The sequence below is a fragment of the Mangrovicoccus algicola genome (genome assembly GCF_014903745.1).
Classification (GTDB): Bacteria; Pseudomonadota; Alphaproteobacteria; order Rhodobacterales; family Rhodobacteraceae; genus Mangrovicoccus; species Mangrovicoccus algicola.
In genome coordinates this window covers 1-19,442 of the sequence record NZ_JACVXA010000077.1, presented here as the reverse complement: position 1 = coordinate 19,442, position 19,442 = coordinate 1, and the positions used below count along the sequence as shown (strand labels likewise).

18 protein-coding genes and 1 pseudogene are annotated in these 19,442 nt (G+C 69.9%); 6 read left to right on the top strand and 13 right to left on the bottom strand.

Features of this window, described 5'->3' with window-relative positions; genetic code table 11:
* From ICN82_RS18555 to ICN82_RS18545, 3 genes and pseudogenes are all read left to right on the top strand, one after another.
* Positions 1-226 (top strand): annotated as a pseudogene (locus ICN82_RS18555) (ABC transporter ATP-binding protein); the annotation flags it as partial.
* Positions 219-1,526, top strand: a complete 1,308-nt coding sequence (locus ICN82_RS18550) for an FtsX-like permease family protein (RefSeq protein WP_193185939.1) — start codon at positions 219-221, stop codon at positions 1,524-1,526. The pseudogene ICN82_RS18555 and the gene ICN82_RS18550, both read left to right, overlap by 8 nt.
* Before the next feature lie 26 nt (positions 1,527-1,552).
* Positions 1,553-2,161 (top strand): copper chaperone PCu(A)C, encoded by a 609-nt coding sequence (locus ICN82_RS18545; RefSeq protein ID WP_193185936.1) that lies wholly within the window; start codon positions 1,553-1,555, stop codon positions 2,159-2,161.
* A 123-nt stretch (positions 2,162-2,284) separates the two neighbouring features.
* Here ICN82_RS18545 and ICN82_RS18540 read toward each other — a convergent pair whose 3' ends face one another.
* The 13 genes from ICN82_RS18540 to ICN82_RS18480 all read right to left on the bottom strand — a co-directional run bounded on the left by ICN82_RS18540 (position 2,285) and on the right by ICN82_RS18480 (position 15,496).
* Positions 2,285-2,458 carry a hypothetical protein gene (locus ICN82_RS18540; RefSeq protein WP_193185933.1) on the bottom strand — a complete coding sequence of 58 codons (174 nt, stop codon included), beginning with the start codon at positions 2,456-2,458 and terminating at the stop codon, positions 2,285-2,287.
* A 407-nt stretch (positions 2,459-2,865) separates the two neighbouring features.
* Entirely contained in the window at positions 2,866-3,381 is a 516-nt protein-coding gene (locus tag ICN82_RS18535; protein WP_193185945.1) for an aromatic-ring-hydroxylating dioxygenase subunit beta, read from the bottom strand.
* 2 nt (positions 3,382-3,383) lie between these two features.
* The gene (locus ICN82_RS18530; protein WP_193185930.1) at positions 3,384-6,203 is read right to left on the bottom strand and encodes an FAD-dependent oxidoreductase; all 2,820 of its coding nucleotides are present in this window, start codon (positions 6,201-6,203) and stop codon (positions 3,384-3,386) included.
* Positions 6,200-7,174 carry an amidohydrolase family protein gene (locus ICN82_RS18525; protein WP_193185927.1) on the bottom strand — a complete coding sequence of 325 codons (975 nt, stop codon included), beginning with the start codon at positions 7,172-7,174 and terminating at the stop codon, positions 6,200-6,202. Before ICN82_RS18525 ends, ICN82_RS18530 begins: the two co-directional genes overlap by 4 nt.
* A gap of 93 nt (positions 7,175-7,267) precedes the next feature.
* Positions 7,268-8,551 carry a TRAP transporter large permease gene (locus tag ICN82_RS18520; protein ID WP_193185924.1) on the bottom strand — a complete coding sequence of 428 codons (1,284 nt, stop codon included), beginning with the start codon at positions 8,549-8,551 and terminating at the stop codon, positions 7,268-7,270.
* Positions 8,548-9,051 carry a TRAP transporter small permease gene (locus ICN82_RS18515; RefSeq protein WP_193185921.1) on the bottom strand — a complete coding sequence of 168 codons (504 nt, stop codon included), beginning with the start codon at positions 9,049-9,051 and terminating at the stop codon, positions 8,548-8,550. Before ICN82_RS18515 ends, ICN82_RS18520 begins: the two co-directional genes overlap by 4 nt.
* Positions 9,052-9,072: 21 nt before the next feature.
* Entirely contained in the window at positions 9,073-10,089 is a 1,017-nt protein-coding gene (locus ICN82_RS18510; RefSeq protein ID WP_193185919.1) for a TRAP transporter substrate-binding protein, read from the bottom strand.
* A 59-nt stretch (positions 10,090-10,148) separates the two neighbouring features.
* Positions 10,149-11,360, bottom strand: a complete 1,212-nt coding sequence (locus ICN82_RS18505; RefSeq protein ID WP_193185918.1) for an ABC transporter substrate-binding protein — start codon at positions 11,358-11,360, stop codon at positions 10,149-10,151.
* A gap of 79 nt (positions 11,361-11,439) precedes the next feature.
* Positions 11,440-12,144, bottom strand: coding sequence for an ATP-binding cassette domain-containing protein (locus tag ICN82_RS18500; RefSeq protein ID WP_193185916.1), 705 nt, complete (start codon positions 12,142-12,144; stop codon positions 11,440-11,442).
* The gene (locus tag ICN82_RS18495; RefSeq protein ID WP_193185942.1) at positions 12,134-12,907 is read right to left on the bottom strand and encodes an ABC transporter ATP-binding protein; all 774 of its coding nucleotides are present in this window, start codon (positions 12,905-12,907) and stop codon (positions 12,134-12,136) included. The genes ICN82_RS18500 and ICN82_RS18495 overlap by 11 nt, the downstream gene beginning before the upstream one ends.
* Entirely contained in the window at positions 12,904-13,824 is a 921-nt protein-coding gene (locus tag ICN82_RS18490) for a branched-chain amino acid ABC transporter permease (protein WP_193185914.1), read from the bottom strand. The genes ICN82_RS18495 and ICN82_RS18490 overlap by 4 nt, the downstream gene beginning before the upstream one ends.
* Complete coding sequence (locus ICN82_RS18485; RefSeq protein ID WP_193185912.1) at positions 13,821-14,687, bottom strand: branched-chain amino acid ABC transporter permease; 867 nt, start codon at positions 14,685-14,687, stop codon at positions 13,821-13,823. The genes ICN82_RS18490 and ICN82_RS18485 overlap by 4 nt, the downstream gene beginning before the upstream one ends.
* A gap of 257 nt (positions 14,688-14,944) precedes the next feature.
* A complete protein-coding gene (locus ICN82_RS18480) occupies positions 14,945-15,496 on the bottom strand; it encodes a MarR family winged helix-turn-helix transcriptional regulator (protein ID WP_193185910.1) in 552 nt (183 codons plus the stop codon).
* Positions 15,497-15,672: 176 nt separating this feature from the next.
* Between ICN82_RS18480 and ICN82_RS18475 the strand changes: the two genes are divergently transcribed.
* The 3 genes from ICN82_RS18475 to ICN82_RS18465 all read left to right on the top strand — a co-directional run.
* A complete protein-coding gene (locus ICN82_RS18475; protein WP_193185908.1) occupies positions 15,673-18,018 on the top strand; it encodes a xanthine dehydrogenase family protein molybdopterin-binding subunit in 2,346 nt (781 codons plus the stop codon).
* Complete coding sequence (locus tag ICN82_RS18470) at positions 18,015-18,836, top strand: FAD binding domain-containing protein (RefSeq protein WP_193185905.1); 822 nt, start codon at positions 18,015-18,017, stop codon at positions 18,834-18,836. Before ICN82_RS18475 ends, ICN82_RS18470 begins: the two co-directional genes overlap by 4 nt.
* On the top strand, positions 18,833-19,442 hold a 610-nt coding region (locus ICN82_RS18465), incomplete at its 3' end, for a (2Fe-2S)-binding protein (protein WP_193185902.1). The genes ICN82_RS18470 and ICN82_RS18465, both read left to right, overlap by 4 nt.

The following is a 19,442-nucleotide window of genomic DNA, read 5'->3' as shown; positions in this document are numbered from 1 at the left end:
CGTGGCCCGCGCGCTGGCCGCCGATGCGCCGGTGCTGCTGGCGGATGAACCCACGGCCAGCCTCGACCGCGCCGCCGCGGACCGGCTGATCGGCGACCTGGCCGGGCTGGCGCGGGAAACCGGCAAGACGCTGATCGCGGTCAGCCACGATACCCGGCTGCTGGAGCGGATGGACCGGGTGCTGACCGTCACCGACGGACGGATCGCGGAGGATGTCCATGTCTGATCTCTGGGCGGGCCTGCCCGTTCTGGCGCAGGATGTGCTGGTGACGCTGGCGCTGCTGGCGCCGGTCGCGCTCTGCGCGCTGCTGCTGCTGCGCGGCTTTGCGCCCCTGCCGCTGATCCGCGCGGTCCTGTGGCGGTTCCGCTGGGCCAACCTGATGTTCGTGCTCTTGATCGCCGTCTCGGTCGGCATGGGCATCGGCGTGATCGCGCAGGAACGCGGACTGCGCCGCGGCATGGCCATGGCGGCCGACAAGTTCGACCTGGTCATCTCCGCGCCGGGCAGCGAGATGACGATGATGCTGGCCACCGTCTTCCTGCAGCCCTCGGATGTGCCGCTGCTGGACGGCGCCACCTATGACGAGATCGCGCGCCACGAGACTGTCGATATCGCCGCGCCCCTGGCCTTTGGCGACAGCTATGGCGACAGTCCGGTCGTCGGCACCACCGCCGAATTCGTCACCTATCTGGGCGATGGCGCGCTGGAGGGCCGCATGTGGCAGGCCCCGGGCGAGGCGATCGCCGGGGCGGCGGCGGCGGCGGATATCGGCGACAGCTTCACCCCCTCGCACGGGTCGGGGGCCTCGGCCGAGGCGCATGAGGGCGCAAGCTATACCGTCGTCGGCCGCCTGCCGCGCTCGGGCACGCCCTGGGACCGCGCGATCCTGGTCCCGGTGGAGGCCGTCTGGCAGATCCACGGCCTGGCCGACGGCCATGCGCCGGAACGCGCGGGCCAGCTGGGCCCGCCTTTCGATCCCGATTACTTCCCCGGCACGCCCGCGGTGCTGGTCCATGCCGATGCGCTCTGGGCCAATTACGCGCTGAAATCCGAATTCACGCGCGATGCCGAGACCATGGCCTTCTTTCCCGGCACGGTGCTGTCGCAGCTTTACCGGGTGATGGGCGATGTGCGCCAGGTCATGTCGCTGATGACCGTCGTCACGCAGATCCTCGTCGCCGCCTCGGTGCTTCTGGGGCTGTTCATCCTGACCCGGCTGTTCCGGCGCCAGACCGCGATGCTGCGCGCGCTCGGCGCGCCTGCACGTTTCGTCATGGCGGTGGTCTGGAGCTATGGCGCGGCGCTTCTGGCCGCGGGCACGGTGCTGGGGCTGGGCGCGGGGCTGGCCGCCGCCGCCATCCTGTCGCGGATCGTCACCCTGCGCACCGACGTGCTGGTCGAGGCCGCCATCGGCTGGTCCGAAATCCACCTGGCCGCGGGATTCCTCGCCGCGACCTGCCTTCTGTCGCTGCTGCCCGCCCTCGTCGTCCTGCGCCAGCCGGTCGCCGAGGGGCTGCGCGCCTGAGCCCATCCCATCCGGAGAGACATGACATGACCCGTTTCCTTCTTGCCGCCCTTCTGGCCCTGTCGGCGCCCGCCATGGCCGCCGCCGATCACGAGCATGAGCACGAGCACGAAGCCCATGAGCATGACGACGGGCATGACCACGCCGTCGACGAGGAGCATCACGCCTTCGCCATCGGCGATTTCGCCGTCGAACATGCCTGGACGCGGGCCACGGGCGCCGATACCGCCGATGTCTTCATGATGGTGCATAACATGGGCGAGGAACCGGTGATGATCTCGGGCGCGCGCGCGGAGATCGCCGAAAGCGCGGGGCTGGTCGGGTTCCGCATCGCCGGCGGCGAAGAAACCGCCGAGGCACTGCCGCCTCTGCCGGTTCCGGCCGGGCGCGAGATGGAGATGGCCCCGGGCGTCATGGCGGTGCGGCTGAGCGGCCTGAGCGAAGCGCTGGTCGAGGGGGGGCATCTGGATCTGACGCTTCTGACCGGGGCGGGCAGCCTGGCGATCGAGGCGGAGATCGGGGCGGCGAATGCCACGCATCACAGCCATGCCGGGCATTCGCATCTGCACGAGGATGACCACGACCACGACGATCATGAGCACGGGGAAGAGGATCACGGGCACGAAAGCCACTGATCCCCTGATCCGGGAAAGGGCGCGGGCCTCCCGCGCCTCGCCTGTCCCCGGTGACCGCACCGGGGGGTGGGCCGCTCTCGCCCGCCCCGAAGGAGGACCGGTCTCCCCGCCCGGCCGCAGCCCTCAGGCGGCGGACCCCGCGCGCCGGCCCAGATCGCCCAGCCAGTCGCGCCAGTCCCTTGCGAAATCCTCGGCCTCGGCCTTCAGGGCAAAGCGGATCTCGGCCAGGATCTCGCCGCTTTCCGCCAGATGCCGCACCAGGAAACCGCTGCCGTCGCGCATCACGTCAATCGTCATCTTCACACTCCAGCCTGTCAGCGGCCGCACCCTATACCGACTCCGTGCAACTGCTGTGACACTGCACGTTCCGCACAGATGGCGTGCCCGGCCCCGCCGACAAGCCCGCCAGGCGCGGAATCCGGATCAGGGCACGCGGAGGCGGGCCGGGCTCTGTCCCGGTCAGGCCGCGGTGGCGGGTCGGGGGCGGGCCGATCCGGCCATCCGCCGCAATGGCGGCACGATCCGCGGCGACCGGGGCGCGCGCGCTGCATCCCGCCGGTCCCGGGACCACCGGGACAGGCGCCATCCGCAGGCCGGGGTCGCGCCGCCGCCCGCTCCGCCCGGGGCCTTGGCTGCCGGTGCCGGAGCAGGGCCGAGGATGCGACCCGGGGGTCCCCCGCCCCGGCGGGCGGGGGCATGGATCGTCACACCGGCAGGACCAGCGCATTGGGCACCAGCAGCGTGTCATAGACCGCGATGCGCGAGGACAGGCGCAGGCTGCCATCGTCCTGCGGCACGAAGCGGTCGATCATCCGCCCCGCCTGGTGCAGCCGCCCCTCGGGCAGCTCGGCCAGCGTCTCGATCAGGATGTAATTCACCGTCGCCGCGATGGTGCCATCCTCCCCGATCTCGGTGATCCGGGTGTTGGTCAGGTAGTGGCGAAGGTAGCGCGGCCCGAACATCGAGGTCTTGGCGATCGCCAGCGCCCGGTCGCGCAGCATCCCGCGCCCCTCGCAATAGACCAGGCCGACGGGCCGCCCATGGTCGAAATTCTCGCGGCTGGTGATGTTGTAGAACGCGTCCTCGGTGAAGAAGTCCGGCCAGTCCATCAGGTCGCCGTCATCCAGCACCGCGCAGTAATCGGCGTTGAATTCCTCGACGGCCAGCCGCGCCTCGCGACGCGCCGCGCGGGTATCGGCCGCGCGTTCCCGGGTCATCATGCTCACAGTCCCATCTCCTGACGCCAGTGGCGGTACATGGCCCGGATCGCCGCCTCGGAGATCAGGGTGTTCGACGTGCCCGCGGGCACCTTGGGGTCCAGCGCCACCAGGTGTTCGCCCCCCGTCGAGTTCAGCATCCCGTCCTGCACGAACTTGATCGCCTCGTTATCCTCCAGCCCCAGGAAGCCCGCAGGCCCCATCAGGTTGCCCTGGCGCAGCCGGTGGCGGGTCATTTCCTCGTCATCGTCCTCGTAGCCGAACATCGTCCAGACCATGGTGAATTCGTTCGGCCCGTTGGGCACGATCTGGCGCACGCCCAGCGTGTTCATCTCGCGCTGGACGATCAGCCCGGGCCAGACCACCTGCATCGTCACCGACCAGGGGCTGTCGAATTCCTCGAAGAAGGTCATCAGCCGCGGGTCTTCCAGCACCATGCCGTCGCGATAGGCGCGCATCTCGGCCTTGTTCTCGTCCGAGACCGTGGCGCCGTCGCTTTTCGCCGAGGCCATGGTGGAATGGCGCCCGCGCGGATCGACGATCATCGCCGACTTGTTGCCCGCCACCAGCAGCCCGAACGTGACCAGGAACGTGTGCAGCAGCGTCGCGTGATAGGGATCCTTGAGGTTCTCGGGATAGAGTTTCCAGTTGCCCATCAGCGTGTGGCGGTAATGGCCCAGCACGCGCAGCTTGCGCCCCGAGAAGACCGTGTCGAAATCGGTCAGCATCTCCTCGCCCATGTAATCTTCGAAGCTCTCCACGTCATCGGAGAAGGAGGCGAAGACGGCGCCGTTCCTCTGGGTGACCTTCAGCTTGCGCACGCCGTGGTTCTCGGGACGGAAATCGGGGCCCATGCCGCCCTGCCCGTTCACCCCGCGCCGGAACGGCACGCCCGCCAGGTCGCCCTTCAGGTCATAGCTCCACTGGTGATAGGGGCAGACGAATTCCTCGGCATTGCCGCGCAATTCGCGGCAGAACTCGGCGGCGCGGTGCGAACAGCGGTTCTCGAAGACGTTGATGCCGCCCTCTTGGTCGCGCACCATCACCACCGGGGTGGGGCCGACATTGCTGCGGATGTAATCGCCCGCCTCGGGCACCTCGGCGGCCAGGCCCACGTAGTTCCAGGTGGGGCCGTGAAAGATCCGCTCGATCTCGCGGTCATAGATCTCGCGGCTGGTATAGACCCAGTCGGGCACGCGGTCGAGGCCGGAGGCCGGCCAGACATAGCGCTTCTCCACGGGCAGCATCTTCATCTCGTCATCCTCGATCAGGGAAAGGTCGGTCTCGGGATCGGCCAGCCGCGCCGGGTCGACCGGCTGTCCGGAGGCGATCAGGCGGCGTCCGAGGCGCAGAAGCTCCGGATCGCCGAAATCGATGCAGGCGGCGACCCGGTCCTGCGCGTCCAGGCAGAAGAAGGCCGGGGCCGCGCCGTCGCGGCGGATCGTGACCTGCCCGGGGGCGGGCGTACCCGCGATCTGCAGCGTGCCGCCGAAGAGGTCGGACCAGAACCAGAGCGTCTCGGGCGCCTCCTGCGCATGGCCCGTGACGGCGCGTGCCGCGCGCGCCGCCGAGAGGCGGGCATTCTGCCAGCTTTCGGAGCGCGCCTGCGCGCCGGTGACCTCGTCAAGCTGCACCGCCACGTCGCCGACCGCGTAGATTGCCGGATCGGCCGTGCGGTTCTGCGCATTCACCAGGATGCCCCCGGCCGTGCCCAGCGGCAGGCCGGCCTGCCGGGCCAGGGCGTCATTGGGCACCGCGCCGATCCCGGCAAGGATCAGGTCGGCCTCCACCAGCGTGCCGTCCGACAGCCGGACGCCGTCGGGCGCGATGGCGGCGACGCCCGCGCCCAGGTGAAGCGCGACGTCGTTCTGCTGGGCCACCCAGGCAAGGAAGGTGCCGGGCTCCTGCGGCAGCAGCCGCGTCAGCAGCCGGTCCTGCGCCTCGATCACCGCCGCCGCCTTGCCGAGCGCGCGCGCCGCCGAGGCGATTTCCAGCCCGATGAAGCCGCCGCCGATCACCGCCACGCGGGAGGCGGCGGCAAGCGCCGGGGCCAGGCGCGCCGCATCCGCGGCATCGCGCAGGTAATGGACCTGTCCCGCCGCCGCGCCGGGCAGCGCGATGCGCCGCGCGGCCGCCCCCGTGGCCAGCACCAGCAGGTCATAGTCCAGCACCCCGCCCTGCGCGAGATCCAGCCGCCGCGCGGCCGGGTCGAGCGCCGCGACACGCGTGTCCAGGCGCATCTCGATGCCCAGCCGCTCCGCCTCGCCGGGCTCGAAGACATGCGCATCCTCCAGCCGCCCGCGGCCCAGCAGCAGGTCTTTGGACAGCGGCGGGCGCTCATAGGGCGGATGGGCTTCCTCGCCGATCAGCGTGACCGGCCCGGCGAACCCCTCGGCGCGCAGGGCGCGGGCGGTTTCCGCCCCGGCCTGTCCGGCACCGATGATGACCAGACGCGGGCCGTCCCCGTGCCGTCCCGCCCCGGCGGAAGCCGGGGCCTCCGCGGCGGCGGGCGCCTTCGGCTCGGTATCGATCCAGACCATGCCGTCCTCGATGCGGGTGGCGTAGGTGGCCAGGTCCTTCGTGACCGGCGTGCCCTGCGCCCTGCCGGTGCGGATGTCGAACAGCCCCTGGTGCAGCGGACATTCGACACAGCCGTTTTCCACATGCCCCTCGGTCAGCAGCGCGAAGGCATGGGTGCAGATATTGCCGGTGGCGAAGATCTCGCCCTCCAGCGAGAACAGCGCCAGGCGCAGCCCGTCCGCCTCGACCGCGACGGCGCCGCGGTCATGGACCTCCGCCGCCGGTATGCCCGGATGCCAGCTCATGCCGCCTCCGCCAGGAGCGGCAGCCCCAGAAGCGCCGCGGCATTGTCATGGCAGACCATGGCGCGCGTTGCCGGGTCCAGCGGCGCGGTCTCGATGAATTCCGCCGCCGCTGCGGTGTCCTCGTAGGGATAGTCGACCGAGAACATCACGCCCCGGGCCCCCATCTCGCCGATCGCGCCCGTCAGCGCGGCATGCGAACAGACGCCGGTGGTGGTGATGACGATGTTGCGGGTGAAATACTCGGAGGGCGGCCGCTTCAGCTCCACCCCCATCGGATAGGCGGCGAAGCGCGAGTCGAAGCGCCAGCGCAGATAGGGCAGCGCCTCGCCCATATGGCCCAGCACCAGCTTCACCCCCGGAAAGCGGTCGAAGACGCCGGAGAACAAGAGGCGCAGCGCATGGCTGCCGGTATCGACGCCCCAGCCCCAGGTCGCGCCCTGCAGCACCGGCATGCCCGCCAGGACCGGCGGCACCGCCAGCGCGTTCGAGGGATGCAGGTAGAAGGGCACGCCGAGCGCCTCGATCTCGGCCCAGAAGACATCGTATCCGGGCGCGTCGAAATAGCCCCCATGCAGCGGACTGTTGGCCAGCGCGCCGCGGAATCCCAGATCCTCCACCGCGCGGCGCAGCTCGGCGGCGGCGGCTTCGGGGTCATGCATCGGCAGCGCGGCCAGGCCCGACAGCCGGTCGGGACGGCGGGCGACCTGCGCGGCCAGGAAGTCATTGGCGCGGCGTGCCGCATCGGCGGCGGTTTCGGGCGGCTCGCCCTGCACCCCCGGCCCGGTCAGCGACAGGACCGAGCGCGCGATGCCGTGGCGGTCCATGATCTCGATCCGCTCGCCGTCGAAATCCGCCAGCCGCCGGGTCAGCACCTGCGCCTCCGCCTCCGGGATCAGCCGCAGGAACCCCGCCGAATGCGACTCGAATCCCGGCGCCATGAAATGTTCCTCGAAGGTGATCTTGGGTGTCATCGGACCCTCCTCTGGGTATCGGCGTTCGGCCGTTTTTATACAGTACACGTCTTGTTTGGCCGGACCGCCGCGCGGACGCTCCGGCATGTCGGTTCACATCAGAAGCGATGGCGCCAGCGTCGCGATCCCCGGCACGTAGGTCACCAGCATCAGCACCAGCAGGTTGACCAGGATGAAGGGCCAGATCCCGGCGATGATCTCGGCCACCGGCGTCTGCAGCGTCGAAGAGGCGACGAACAGGTCCAGCCCGAAGGGCGGCGTCACCATGCCCAGCGTCACGTTGACCGCGACGATCATGCCGAAATGCACCGGGTCGATGCCCAGGCTCGCGGCCACCGGATAAAGCGCGGGCACCAGGATCAGCTGGATCGAATTCGGATCGACGAACATGCCCGCGATGATGAAGGCGATATTGGCGATCATCAGGAAGACAACCGGCCCGGCCCGGACCGCCTCCAGTCCGGCGATCAGCAGGCCGGGGATCTGGGCCAGGGTGATGAAGTAGGACAGCGCCGTTCCCAGCGCCAGCAAGAGGAAGATCACCGCATTCTGCACCGCCGATTTCTCGGCAATGGCGATCAGCCCCTTCAGGTCGAGGCTGCGATAGACGCGCATCTCCACCAGGATGGCATAGACGACGCTGACCACGGCGGCCTCGGTCGGGGTGAAGAGCCCGCTATAGATGCCGCCCAGGATGAGCACCGGCAGACCCAGGGCCCAGCCCGCGCGGCGCAGCGCAAGGCCGATCTCGGCCAGGCTGGCGCGGGGATCGCCGGCGACGCCGCTGCGGCGGGCCTCGATGGCGGTGAGGATGGCGAAGGCCAGCCCCAGAACCAGCCCCACGGACAGTCCCGCCGCGAACAGCGCGGTGATCGAGGTGCCGGTGATCCAGCCATAGACGATCAGCGTGATCGAGGGCGGGATCAACAGCGCCGTCTCGGCCGAGGAGACGATCAGCCCCAGCGAGAACCGGTCGCGGAACTTCGCGCGGCGCAGTTCGGGATAGAGGATATGGCCCATCGCCGCGACCGTCGCCGGGGCCGAGCCCGAGACCGCGCCGAAGCCCATCGCCGCGCCGATCGTGGTATAGCCGATCCCGCCGCGGGCATGGCCCACCAGCGCGCGCACCAGACCCGTCAGCCGTCCGGCGATCTGTCCCCGGCCCATCAGCTCGGCCGCGAAGAGGAAGAAGGGGATCGCCAGCAGCAACGACTGGTTGATCCCGCCGGTCATCCGCTGGACCAGGATCATGTCGGGCATGCGGTCGAAGAACCCCGCCTTGACGGCGAGCGCCGGGATGCCCAGCACCATCAGCATCTCGAACCCGGCCACCAGCATCAGCACGGCCATCAGCGCGATCGCGGTCCCCAGGATCATTCCGCGGCCTCCCCGCGCAGGGCAAAGCGGTCGATGCTGCCCGCCAGGCTGGCGCCGTAGCGCAGCGCCAGCAGGAGGAAGCCCGCGCAGGGCGCCACGTAGATCCAGCCGATGGCCAGATCCAGCGTCGCGCTGCGCTGCCCGGTGCCGAAGACGAAAGCCGCCATGTCCCGGGCCAGCCAGGCCATCCACAGCGAGAAGCACAGCCCGCAGAGGTCGATGATGCGGCGCAGCGGCAGGTGCAGCCGCGCCGCGATGCGGTCGCGCCAGCTGTCCACGGCCACCTGCTTGCCCCGCTCCAGCGCCAGCCCGGCAGCGAGGAAGACGAGGTAGAGGTTCATCAGCCGCACCACCTCGTCGATCCAGCCGAAGCCCGAGGCCGCCGCCCCGCCGAACAGCCGCATCGCGACATTGAAGGCAAACAGCGCCGTCATGCCCAGAAGCAGCCCGACCAGGCAGGCGCGTTCCAGCAGGCGGACGAGACGGAGACAGGCGGTCATGGCGGAACCTCGCAGGCCGGATCAGTTCAGGGCGGCGTCGCGGGCGGCCTGATAGGCCTCGAACAGCGCGGCGCCCTCGTCGCCCGAGCGCGCGAGGAAGGCATCGCGGGCGGCGGGGAACATGGTCTCGCGCAGCGCCGCGACCTCCTCGGGCGAAGGTTCGGTGACGGTCACGCCCGCCTCGCGGATCGCCGCCAGCGCGCGTTCCCCGGCCGCGGCCTTGTGCGCGATCATCTCGGGGATCACGTCATGCAGCGCGTCGGAAATCGCCTTGCGCCATTCGGGTTTCAGCCCTTCCCAGATGGCGGGGTTGAACAGCACGACATTCTCGATCGCGCCGTGATTGGACAGGGTCAGGTAGTCCTGAACCTCGTAGAATTTCATGTTGAAGATGGTGTCCAGCGGGTTCTCCTCGCCATCCACCACGCCGGTCTGCAACGCGGTGTAGAGTTCGCCGAAGGGGATCGGCACCGCCGTCACGTCGATGGCCTTCAGCGAATCCACCAGCACGGCGGAGTCCATCACGCGGAAGGTCTGGCCCGCGAAATCCGCCGCGGCGGCGATCGGGCGGCTGGAGGTGAACTGCTTGGTCCCGTTGGGATAGAGCGCCACGCAGGTCACGCCGCGGCTGTTGAAGCTGTCGCAGAACGCATCGCCGAAACCGCCGTCGCGGATCGCCTGGGCCGTCTCGGGATCGGACGGATAGAGGAACGGGATGTCCATGATCGAGGCCAGCGGGTTGAAGCCGCCCATGAAGGCCACGGGCCCCGCAGTGGCGTCGAGCGCGCCGAATTGCACGGCCTCGGTCATCTCGCGCTGCCCGCCCAGCTGGCTTTGCGGAAAGACCTGGATCTCCACGGCCCCGCCGGTCGCCGCGGCGACGCGCTCGGCGACGGTTTCCAGCAGGACATGGGTGGTGGAGGCGGGCGCCTCGACATGGCCGATGCGCAGCGACACCTCCTGCGCGGCGGCGGCAAGAGGCAGCGCGGCAAGGCCTATCGCGGCGAGAAGCGGACGGAACGGGATCGGAAGGGTCATGGCAATACCTGGGACTGAACGGGGGGAAAGGCCGCCCGCCGGGACGGGCGGCGCGGGGATCATTCGAATTCGGAAGCGGGCAGGAAGGCTTCGTCCGTCCAGGCGCCGTCCACGGCCTTCTTGATCATGTAGGCCCCGGCGGGCGTGCCGCTTTCATCCAGGCTCAGCGGGCCCGAGGCGCCCTCGTAATCGATGTCCTTGCCCTCGGCGAGCGCGGCCTTGGCCGCGGCGAAGGTGGCGACCTTCTCGCCGCCCTCGGTGACATCGCGGATCACCGCGTTGATGCCCTCGCCGGTGCAGGCCTCCGCCGCCTCCAGCGAAATCGCCGTCAGCATCGCCATGTCGTAGGAATTGGCCGCGAAGGGGCCGGGTGCCGCGCCGGTCTTTTCCTGGGTCAATTCCGCGAAGGCCTTGAATTCCGGCAGGGTGCCGTCGGCCTCGGCGATCTCGACATAGGCGCGGTCATTGAGGATGCGCGGATCGAGCGCCTCGAACACTTCGGGCACGGCCAGGTCGGCGGTCAGGAGCCATTCGCCGCCGAAGCCCCCGGCGGCGGCCTCCTTCAGCACGGTGACGCCGGATTCCTGCCCGCCCGCCAGGTAGATCGCATCCGGGTTGTGCGACAGCACAGAGATCAGCTCGGCCTGGTAGGAGGGCTGGCCGGGATTGTAGACGATCATGTCGGTCAGCTCGATCCCGGCCTCGGCGACGGCCTCGCGCGCCACCTGCGCCGGGGAGATGGTGGATTCCTCGTTCTGGATCAGGAAGGCCACGGATTTGTAGCCCTTGCGGGTCAGCCACAGCCCCGAGGCCGCGCCGTCGCCCAGATCCGAGGACACCGTGCGATAGACATAGTCGCCGCCGATCTCGTTGAGCGTGATCGTCCCGGCATAGGGTGACATCATCACCGTCTTCTTGCGCTTGGCCAGATCGACCAGCGCGACCATCTCGCCCGAGGCCGGGCCGAGGATCGCCACCGCGCCCTCGCTGTCGATCATCTTGTTCGCCTCGCGGATCGCCTGTTCGGCGGAGCCGCCGGTATCGGCCACCACGGTGCGCAGCGGCCCGCATTTGGTGCCCCCCGCCTCGTTGACCTGATCGACGCCCAGCTGCACGGCATCGGCGACGATCTTGCCGAATTCGCCCAGCTCCCCGGTCAGCGGCACCAGCACGCCCAGCGTGACGCCGTCGGTCTGGGCAAAGGCGGGCTGCATGGCGGTCAGGGCGGTGGTCAAGGCGGCCAGCGCGGCCGCGGATCTTGCAAGGGTCATGTCGGTCATCCTGTTGGGTTGCTGTCTTTTTTCTTTGGTCTTCCAATGGTCTTGCCCGCCCCCGCGGGGGCGGGGGCATTCAGTGCTCGGCCAGGAGCATCGCCTCCAGCCGGCCGGGCTCCAGCAGGTCGCGGCTGGGCAGGGTCTCGCGGTTGCGCCCGGCATCGAACATCCAGGTGGTGCGCGAGATCTTCAGGATCTTCTCGGGGTTCTGCTCCACCACCCAGATCACCCCCATGCCGCCGCGGGCCAGTTCGGTGATCCAGTCGATGATCTGGTCGACGAAGATCGGCGCCAGCCCGGCGGTCGGCTCGTCCAGGATCAGCAGGCGCGGCGCCGCCAGCAGGGCGTTGGCGATGGCCAGGGTCTGGCGTTCGCCCCCCGAGAGGGTGGAGGCCAGCTGATGCGACCGCTCCTTGAGGATCGGGAAGCGCCGATAGGTTTCCTCCACCCGCGCCCCGGCGCCCTCGAAGGCCAGGGACGAGGCCAGCAGATTGTCGCGCACGCTCATCTTGGCGAAGGTGTTCTGCTCCTGCGCGACATAGCCGATCCCGGCGCGCAGCGTCTCCAGCGCGCCCAGCGAGGCGACGGAGCCGCCTTCCCAGCGCATCTCGCCCCCCGTCACCGGCAGATGCCCGGCGATGGTCTTCATCAGCGTCGATTTCCCGGCCCCGTTCGGCCCCAGCACGCAGGTGATCTCGCCCGGCTCGGCCACCAGGTCGACCCCGTGCAGGATGGTCACCTTGCCATAGCCGGCGCTCAGCCCCTTGACCTCAAGCGTCATGATCCGCCCCCAGATAGGCCGCGATCACGGCGGGATCGCGGCGGATGTCGGCAGGCGCGCCCTCGGCAAGAAGCGCCCCGTTCTGAAGGACCACCACGCTGTCGGCCAGCGACATCAGGAAGCCCAGATTGTGTTCCACCACGACCAGCGTGGTGCCCGCCGCATGGAGCCCGGCCAGGATCTCCGACAGCTTGCCCTGCAGGGTCGGATCGACCCCGGCCGTGGGTTCGTCCAGCAGCAGCAGGCGCGGCGCGCGCACCAGCTGGCGGGCGACCTCCAGCATCCGCAATTCGCCCCCCGACAGGTTGGCGACGCTGTCATGGCGCCGCGCGATCAGGCCCACGCGTTCCAGCGCCGCCTCGGCGCGGCCGGTCAGCTCCGCCTCGGCCGGTTTCCAGCGCCCCAGAAGCGCCGCCAGCGGCCCCTCCGCGGGATGCGCCAGCCCGGCCATCACATTGTCCAGCACGCTGAGGCTGGCGAAGGCGCGCGGGGTCTGGAAGGTCCGCCCCAGCCCCAGCGCCGCGGTCTCGGCGGTGGAGAGCCGCGAGATGTCGGTGCCGTCGAAGGTCACGCGCCCGGCCGTCGGCGGCATCACCCCCGAGATCAGGTTGAAGGTGGTGGACTTGCCCGCCCCGTTCGGCCCGATCAGCCCGAGGAACCCGCCCCGGCGCAGCGAGAAGCTGAGCCCCTGCGGCCCGCCCACGGCGCGGAAACCCGCGAATTCCTTCACCACGCCGTCGAGTTCCAGGATCGTGTCGGTCATGCGCCCGCCCTCCGTGCCAGCCTTGCCCAGGGCTGCCAGCGCAGCACCAGGATGAAGAGGATGCCGGTGATCACCTCCTCGACCGAGGCCGCGACCTGGGCGCCGCGCACGGTCTCGAAGGGGATGATCCGCACCAGTTCCTGGAAGAAGACCAGCGCCATCGTGCCGAGGATCGCCCCCGTGATGGTGCGTTCGCCGCCAAGCGCCAGCGCGATCCAGACGAAGAAGGTGACCTCGGCGGTGAAAAGCGCGGGCGCCACCAGCGTGGTGATCATCGCATAGAGCGCCCCGGCAAAGCCGATCGGGATCGCCGAGATGACGAAGATCTGCAGCCGCACCCGCGCGGTGTCCTTGCCCACGGATTCCGCCGCCGTCTCGTCGTCGCGGGTGGCATCGACCAGCCGGCCGTAGGGCGAGGCCAGGAGCCGCCGGAACAGCCAGGCCGTCGCCAGCATCAGCAGGCAGGCCGCCGCGGCATAGGCCAGCGTGTCGTCCAGCCCCAGCGCCGCCGGATCGGGACGTTCGACATTGGCCATGCCGACGCTGCCATTGCCGATGCGCCTTTCGTTCAGCAGCACCGAATGCAGCACCTCGGCAAAGGCGAAGGTGGTCAGCGCCAGGTATTCGCCGCGCAGCCGCAGCGTCGGCCAGCCGGTCAGCAGCGCGAAGGCCATCGCCGCGACCCCCGCCGCCAGGAACCCCGCCCACCAGGGCAGGTCGAAGCCGAAGGCGTACTGGTCCAGCCCCGAGGGCGGCTCCTGCGTGAAGATGGCATAGGCATAGGCCCCGGCCGCGAAATAGGCCACGGTGCCGAAATTGATCATGCCGCCGCGGGCATATTGCAGGTTCAGCGACACGGTCAGCACCGAGAACATCGCGCCGAACATTAGCGTGGAAAGGATCAGGGACTGGATCATTTGCCGGACGCGCTCCCTGCGATGCCCTGCGGGCGGAACAGAAGGACGAGGATGACCACGGCGAAGGCCACGAGCGGCCGGTAGCCCGCCGGGATCCAGAAGACCGAGACATCCATCGCCACGCCGACGATCAGCCCCGAGAGGATCACCGCATAGAGCGAGCCCAGCCCGGCGAGGATCGCGACCGCCAGGATCTGCAGGATCTGGTGGAAGGCGATGTCGGTCGACAGCGTCGCGATCACGCCCAGCATCACCCCCGCCAGCCCGGCCAGACCCGAGGAGATCAGCCAGGTGGCGCGGCTGGTCTTCTGCACGTCGATCCCGCGCGAGGCGGCCAGTTCGGGATTGGCCGACATGGCGCGGATCGCCAGGCCGGTGCGGGTATGGTTGAGAAACAGCGCCAGCGACCCGGCGGCCAGGATGGCCAGCGCGACCACCATCATCTGGTAGTCCGTGATCCGGAGCCCCCAGAACCGGTAGCTGGTGGCCAGCGGGATATCGAGCGTGCGGATGCCGGTGCCGATCAGCGCGTCGATCGTGCCGCCGATGACATAGGCCACCCCGACCGAGGTGATCAGCATCACCGACGGGCCGTGCTTGCGGATCGGGTCATAGACGATGCGCCCGATGGCCAGCCCCGCGAAGGCCGTGACCAGGATGCCCACCGCCGCCGAGGGCAGGATGTGCCAGCCCAGGAGCTTGTTGCAGCCCCAGGTCGCGAAGGCCGAGACCCCCAGCAGTTCGGCATGGGCGATGTTCAGGAACCCCTCGACGCGGCGGGTGAAGGAAAAGCCGATCGTCGCAAGGATCAGGAAGCAGCCCGTGACCAGCCCGGTCAGGACGAATTGAAAAAATAGCGTCATCGCGCCTGCTCCGGCCGGCGGGATCCTGCCTTGCGGCAAGGCTCCGCCGGTCGGCCGCAGGGGCTGCGGCCGTCGTTACGTGGGTCGGTCATCGTGCCTCCGTGTCGTATTTTACGGAGTATGCTTCCCTTTTTTCGCCGCCCAAAGGGATATCTGCGATTCAGCTTCCCTCGGGCCCGGATTCCGGGGAGCCTGCCGAAAAAATATGCAGTAGGCTCCCTATTTTTCCGCACCGGGCAGATACGGGCGGTGCCGCGTTATTTCATCGGCGCGCGGGAATGTTCGTTATTGGCCTCGATCAGCTTGCGCAGAAGCTGCAGGAAGGCCTCCTGTTCACCGGCATCCAGCGGCGCGACCAGCCGATCCTGCGCCGCCTCCATCTTGGGGCGGACCCCGCGGACGAAGCGGCGCCCCTCGTCGGTGATGCGCACGACGCGGGCGCGGCGATCCTCCAGCGAGGCGTCGCGCGTCGCCAGCCCGCGGCGCACCAGGCGCTTGATCACGTCGGCCCCGCTGGTGCGGTCGATCCCCACCGCCTTGGACAGCGACAGCTGATCAAAGGCTTCCCCGACATAAAGCACTGAAAGAACGGCATATTGAACCGCCGTCAGGTCCAGCCCGTCGCAAGCCTCGGCAAACAGGCCCATATGGATCTGGTGCAGGCGGCGCACCAGATAGCCCGGCCGTCCCAGAAGATCGTCATAGCGCGCCTGGCCGAATCGGCCCTCATCCGGCTCCGCCGCCTGCGATCCCTGCGGCGCGCCGCGGTCCTGGGGCGGGGTGGTCTGCTCTGGCCTGTCCTGCGCCATGGGTCCTCCGTTCGTGATATGGCTGTCATCCGGCCGTCCGGCATGGCCCGGCCGCGATCTGCACCGCGGCACTTGCTCCGCCAATGTTAAGACGTATACTTCCCATTAAGCGGGAAAGTGCAGGCACAGGCAATGCCAGAACCCGCAGCTTCAAGTCAACAACAGGGAACGGGCCCATGACCTCAGCAATTGGCGCGCGTGCGCCGCGCAAGGAAGACGCCAGGCACCTGAGCGGCAAGGCCAGGTTCGTCGGGGATATCAAGGTCGCGGGCACCTGGGAGGCCGCCTTCGTGCGCAGCCCCCTGGCCCATGCGCGGCTGGGCGCGATCACCAAGCCCCCGGGGATGGAGGCGCAGGTCTTCACCGCCGAGGACATGCCCGACCTGGCGCCGATCCGCTGCGAATCGACCCTGCCCAGCTACAAGGTCTCGGACTACCCGGCGCTGGCGCGCGGCAAGGTGCGCTATGTCGGGGAATGCATCGCCATCTGCATCGCCCCGACCCGCGCCGAGGCGGAGGACCTGGCCGAGGCGGTGATCGTCGATCTCGACCCGCTGCCGGCGGTTGCCGATATCGACACGGCCCTGGCCGCCGATGCGCCGCGCCTGCACGAGGACTGGGAGGACAACCTGTTCCTGACCACGCGCCATGACGGCGACCTGTCCGAGGCGAAGGCCCGCGCCACGGTGGTGATCGAGCGCAGCTACGAGACCGCGCGCCAGGCGATGAACCCGATGGAGGGCAAGGGCGTGCTGGCCGAATGGGACCACCGCGCCGACCAGCTGGTGGTGCATACCTCGACCCAGGTGCCGCATCTGATCCGCACCGGCCTGTCGGAATGCCTGGGGCTGGACCAGGCGCAGGTGCGGGTGATCGCCCCCGATGTCGGCGGCGGCTTCGGCTATAAATGCGTGCTGCAGCCAGAGGAGCTGTCCGTGGCCTGGGTGGCGCGGAAGACGGGGCGGCCGGTCCGCTGGACCGAGGACCGTCGCGAACACCTGACCGCCGGGGTCAATACCCGCCAGCACCGCTACAGGATCACCGCCTATGCCGATGATGACGGCCGGCTCCTGGGGCTGGATGCGGATATCTGGGTCGATATCGGCGCCTATTCGGTCTGGCCCTTCACCGCCTGCCTGGAGGCGGCGCAGGCCGGGGGCAACCTGCCCGGCCCCTATGACCTGGGCGCCTATGCCTGCCGCACCTATTCGGTGGCGACGAACAAGCCCGGCTTCACCCCCTATCGCGGCGTCGCGCGGCCCGGGGTCTGTTTCGCGATGGAGCTGACGCTGGATGCCATCGCCCGGGCCGTGGGGCGCGATCCGCTGGAGGTGCGCTGCCTCAACCTCGTGCCCGGCGCGGCGATGCCCTATACCAATGTCACCGGCAAATTCTACGACTCGGGCGATTATCCCGCCGCCGCCCGCGCCGCCGCGCAGATGATCGATGCCGAGGGCTTTGCCGCGCGCAAGGCCGCCGCGGCGGCCGAGGGGCGGCTGATCGGGCTGGGCTATGCCTGTTTCACCGAGCAATCCGCCCATGGCACCAAGGTCTTCGCCGCCTGGGGTCTGCCGCTGGTGCCGGGCTATGAACAGGCCATGGTCAAGCTGACGCCCTCGGGCACGGTGGAGGTCCGTTCGGGCAACCATTCCTTCGGCCAGGGGCTGGAAACCACCCTGGCGCAGGTCGCCTGCGAATGGCTGCATCTGGACCTGGCGCAGGTGCGGGTGACGATGGGCGATACCGGGCTGACCCCCTATTCCACCGGCGCCTATGCCTCGCGCGGGATGGTCATGGCCGGGGGCGCGGTGTCGAAGGCCTCCGAGGAACTGGCGCGGCGGCTGCGCATCCATGGCGCGCATCTGCTGCAATGCGACCCCGCCGAGACCGAGATCCGCGAAGGCGCCGTCTGGAAGGGGCAGGCCTCGGTCGGCTTCGCCGCGATCGCCGATGCCTGGTACCTGCATCCCGACCGGCTGCCCGAGGATGTCGACACCGCCGGGCTGGAGGTCACCGAGGGCTACAAGCCCGATATCGATACCGGGCTGTTCACCTATGCCACCCATGCCGCCATGGTCGAGGTCGATCCCGAAAGCGGCCGCACCGAGATCCTCGATTACGTGATCTTCGAGGATTGCGGCCGCCGGGTGAACCCGATGATCCTCGACGGGCAATCCTATGGCGGCGCGGCGCAGGGCATCGGCTCCGCCCTGTTCGAGGAGGCGCTCTACGACGCGGCGGGCCAGCCGCTGACCTCCACCCTGGCCGATTACATCCTGCCCGGCCCGGCCGAGCTGCCGGCCTTCCGGCTGGGCCATTCCGAGACGCTCTCCCCCTATTCGCGCCACGGGATCAAGGGGGTGGGCGAAGGCGCCGCGATCGCGCCCGCCGGGGCCATCGTCAACGCGATCAATGACGCGCTGGCGCCGATGGGCGCCGAGCTGACCCGCATCCCCGCCACCCCCCATCGCGTGCTTGCCGCGATCCTCGATGCCCGCGCCGCAAGGGAGGCCGCCCAGTGAAACCCGCCGCATTCGACCATCAGCGCCCCGAAACCGCCGAGGCGCTGGCCGCGCTTCTCGCCGCCGGGGCCAAGCCGCTGGCCGGGGGGCAGTCGCTGGGCCCGATGCTGAACCTGCGCCTGGCGCGCCCGGACCGGCTGGCCGGGCTGGCGGCGATCCCCGCCCTGGCTGGGATCCGCGAGGAGGCGGGCATCATCCGCATCGGCGCCGCCGTCACCCATGCGCGGATCGAGGATGGCGACAGCCCCGTGGCCCTGCCCCCGGCCCTGCGCCAGGTCGCCCGCGGCATCGCCTATCGCGCGGTCCGCAACCGCGGCACGATCGGCGGGTCGCTGGCCCATGCCGATCCGGCCGCCGACTGGATCACGACCCTGACCGCGCTCGGCGCGCAGGTGGTGATCCGCGACGCGACAGGCGGCGAAAGGCGCGCGGCCCTGCCCGGTTTCATGCCGGGGGCCTATCGCACGGCGCTGGGTCCCGCCGAGATCATCGCCGCCGTCGAGATCCCCGCCGCGCTGCGCGAGGCGTATTGGGGCTATCACAAGATCTGCCGCAAGGTCGGCGAATTCGCCGATGCCATCGGGGCGGTCGCGCTGCATCCGGCGACGGGCCATGTGCGCATCGTGGCCGGGGCGACGGGCGGCGCGCCGCTGCTGCTTGAGGGCATCGGCGCCGATCTGGCCCGCACCGCCCGCCATCCCGGCACCGGCGCGCTGCGCCTTGCGCTGGAGACCGCCCTGCCCGGCGCCGACCGCGTCCGGATCCAGCTTCTCGTCACCGCGCTCGATCGCGCCATCGCCAAGGTTGTGCCCGCATGAACGCCCCGCGTCTTCCCCGCGATACCGCCCCCGCCGCCGCCGCTGCCCCCGTCTCCCGGCCCGCGCAGATCCCCGTGCGGCTGACCGTCAACGGTCGCCCCGAGGAGGTCCTGGTGCCGCCGCGCAGCCAGCTGGCCGAGATCCTGCGCGACCGGCTGGACCTGACCGCCACCCACCTGGCCTGCGAACAGGGGGTCTGCGGCGCCTGCACGGTGATGATGGACGGCCGTCCGGTGCGGTCCTGCCTGACCTTCGCCGCCGATTGCGACGGCGCCGAGGTGGAGACGCTGGAAGGCTGGCAGGGCGATGCGCTGATGGAGCGGCTGCGCGCCGCCTTCGCGCGCAACCACGCGCTGCAATGCGGGTTCTGCACGCCCGGCATGCTGGCCACCGCCCGCGACCTCGTCGCCCGGCTCGACAGCGATGACGAGGCGCGGATCCGCAACGAGCTGTCGGGAAACCTGTGCCGCTGCACCGGCTATGTCGGCATCGTCGCCGCGATCCGCGAGGTGATCGCCGAACGCGACGCCGCCGGGATCGCCCCGGCCGGCGCCCCCCCGCCGCCCGAGGCCCCGGCGCCCGGCTTCGCGCCCTTCGAACCCGCCG

Excerpts from the sequence above, each read along its gene's own strand:
- ICN82_RS18535 (WP_193185945.1), bottom strand. The coding sequence starts at position 3,381 with ATGATGACCCGGGAACGCGCGGCCGATACCCGCGCGGCGCGTCGCGAG.
- ICN82_RS18515 (WP_193185921.1), bottom strand. The coding sequence starts at position 9,051 with ATGACCGCCTGTCTCCGTCTCGTCCGCCTGCTGGAACGCGCCTGCCTG.
- ICN82_RS18475 (WP_193185908.1), top strand. The coding sequence starts at position 15,673 with ATGACCTCAGCAATTGGCGCGCGTGCGCCGCGCAAGGAAGACGCCAGG.
- ICN82_RS18485 (WP_193185912.1), bottom strand. The coding sequence starts at position 14,687 with ATGACGCTATTTTTTCAATTCGTCCTGACCGGGCTGGTCACGGGCTGC.
- ICN82_RS18540 (WP_193185933.1), bottom strand. The coding sequence starts at position 2,458 with ATGACGATTGACGTGATGCGCGACGGCAGCGGTTTCCTGGTGCGGCAT.
- ICN82_RS18500 (WP_193185916.1), bottom strand. The coding sequence starts at position 12,144 with ATGACGCTTGAGGTCAAGGGGCTGAGCGCCGGCTATGGCAAGGTGACC.
- ICN82_RS18520 (WP_193185924.1), bottom strand. The coding sequence starts at position 8,551 with ATGATCCTGGGGACCGCGATCGCGCTGATGGCCGTGCTGATGCTGGTG.
- ICN82_RS18505 (WP_193185918.1), bottom strand. The coding sequence starts at position 11,360 with ATGACCCTTGCAAGATCCGCGGCCGCGCTGGCCGCCTTGACCACCGCC.
- ICN82_RS18510 (WP_193185919.1), bottom strand. The coding sequence starts at position 10,089 with ATGACCCTTCCGATCCCGTTCCGTCCGCTTCTCGCCGCGATAGGCCTT.
- ICN82_RS18530 (WP_193185930.1), bottom strand. The coding sequence starts at position 6,203 with ATGAGCTGGCATCCGGGCATACCGGCGGCGGAGGTCCATGACCGCGGC.
- ICN82_RS18545 (WP_193185936.1), top strand. The coding sequence starts at position 1,553 with ATGACCCGTTTCCTTCTTGCCGCCCTTCTGGCCCTGTCGGCGCCCGCC.
- ICN82_RS18525 (WP_193185927.1), bottom strand. The coding sequence starts at position 7,174 with ATGACACCCAAGATCACCTTCGAGGAACATTTCATGGCGCCGGGATTC.
- ICN82_RS18495 (WP_193185942.1), bottom strand. The coding sequence starts at position 12,907 with ATGACCGACACGATCCTGGAACTCGACGGCGTGGTGAAGGAATTCGCG.
- ICN82_RS18490 (WP_193185914.1), bottom strand. The coding sequence starts at position 13,824 with ATGATCCAGTCCCTGATCCTTTCCACGCTAATGTTCGGCGCGATGTTC.
- ICN82_RS18480 (WP_193185910.1), bottom strand. The coding sequence starts at position 15,496 with ATGGCGCAGGACAGGCCAGAGCAGACCACCCCGCCCCAGGACCGCGGC.
- ICN82_RS18550 (WP_193185939.1), top strand. The coding sequence starts at position 219 with ATGTCTGATCTCTGGGCGGGCCTGCCCGTTCTGGCGCAGGATGTGCTG.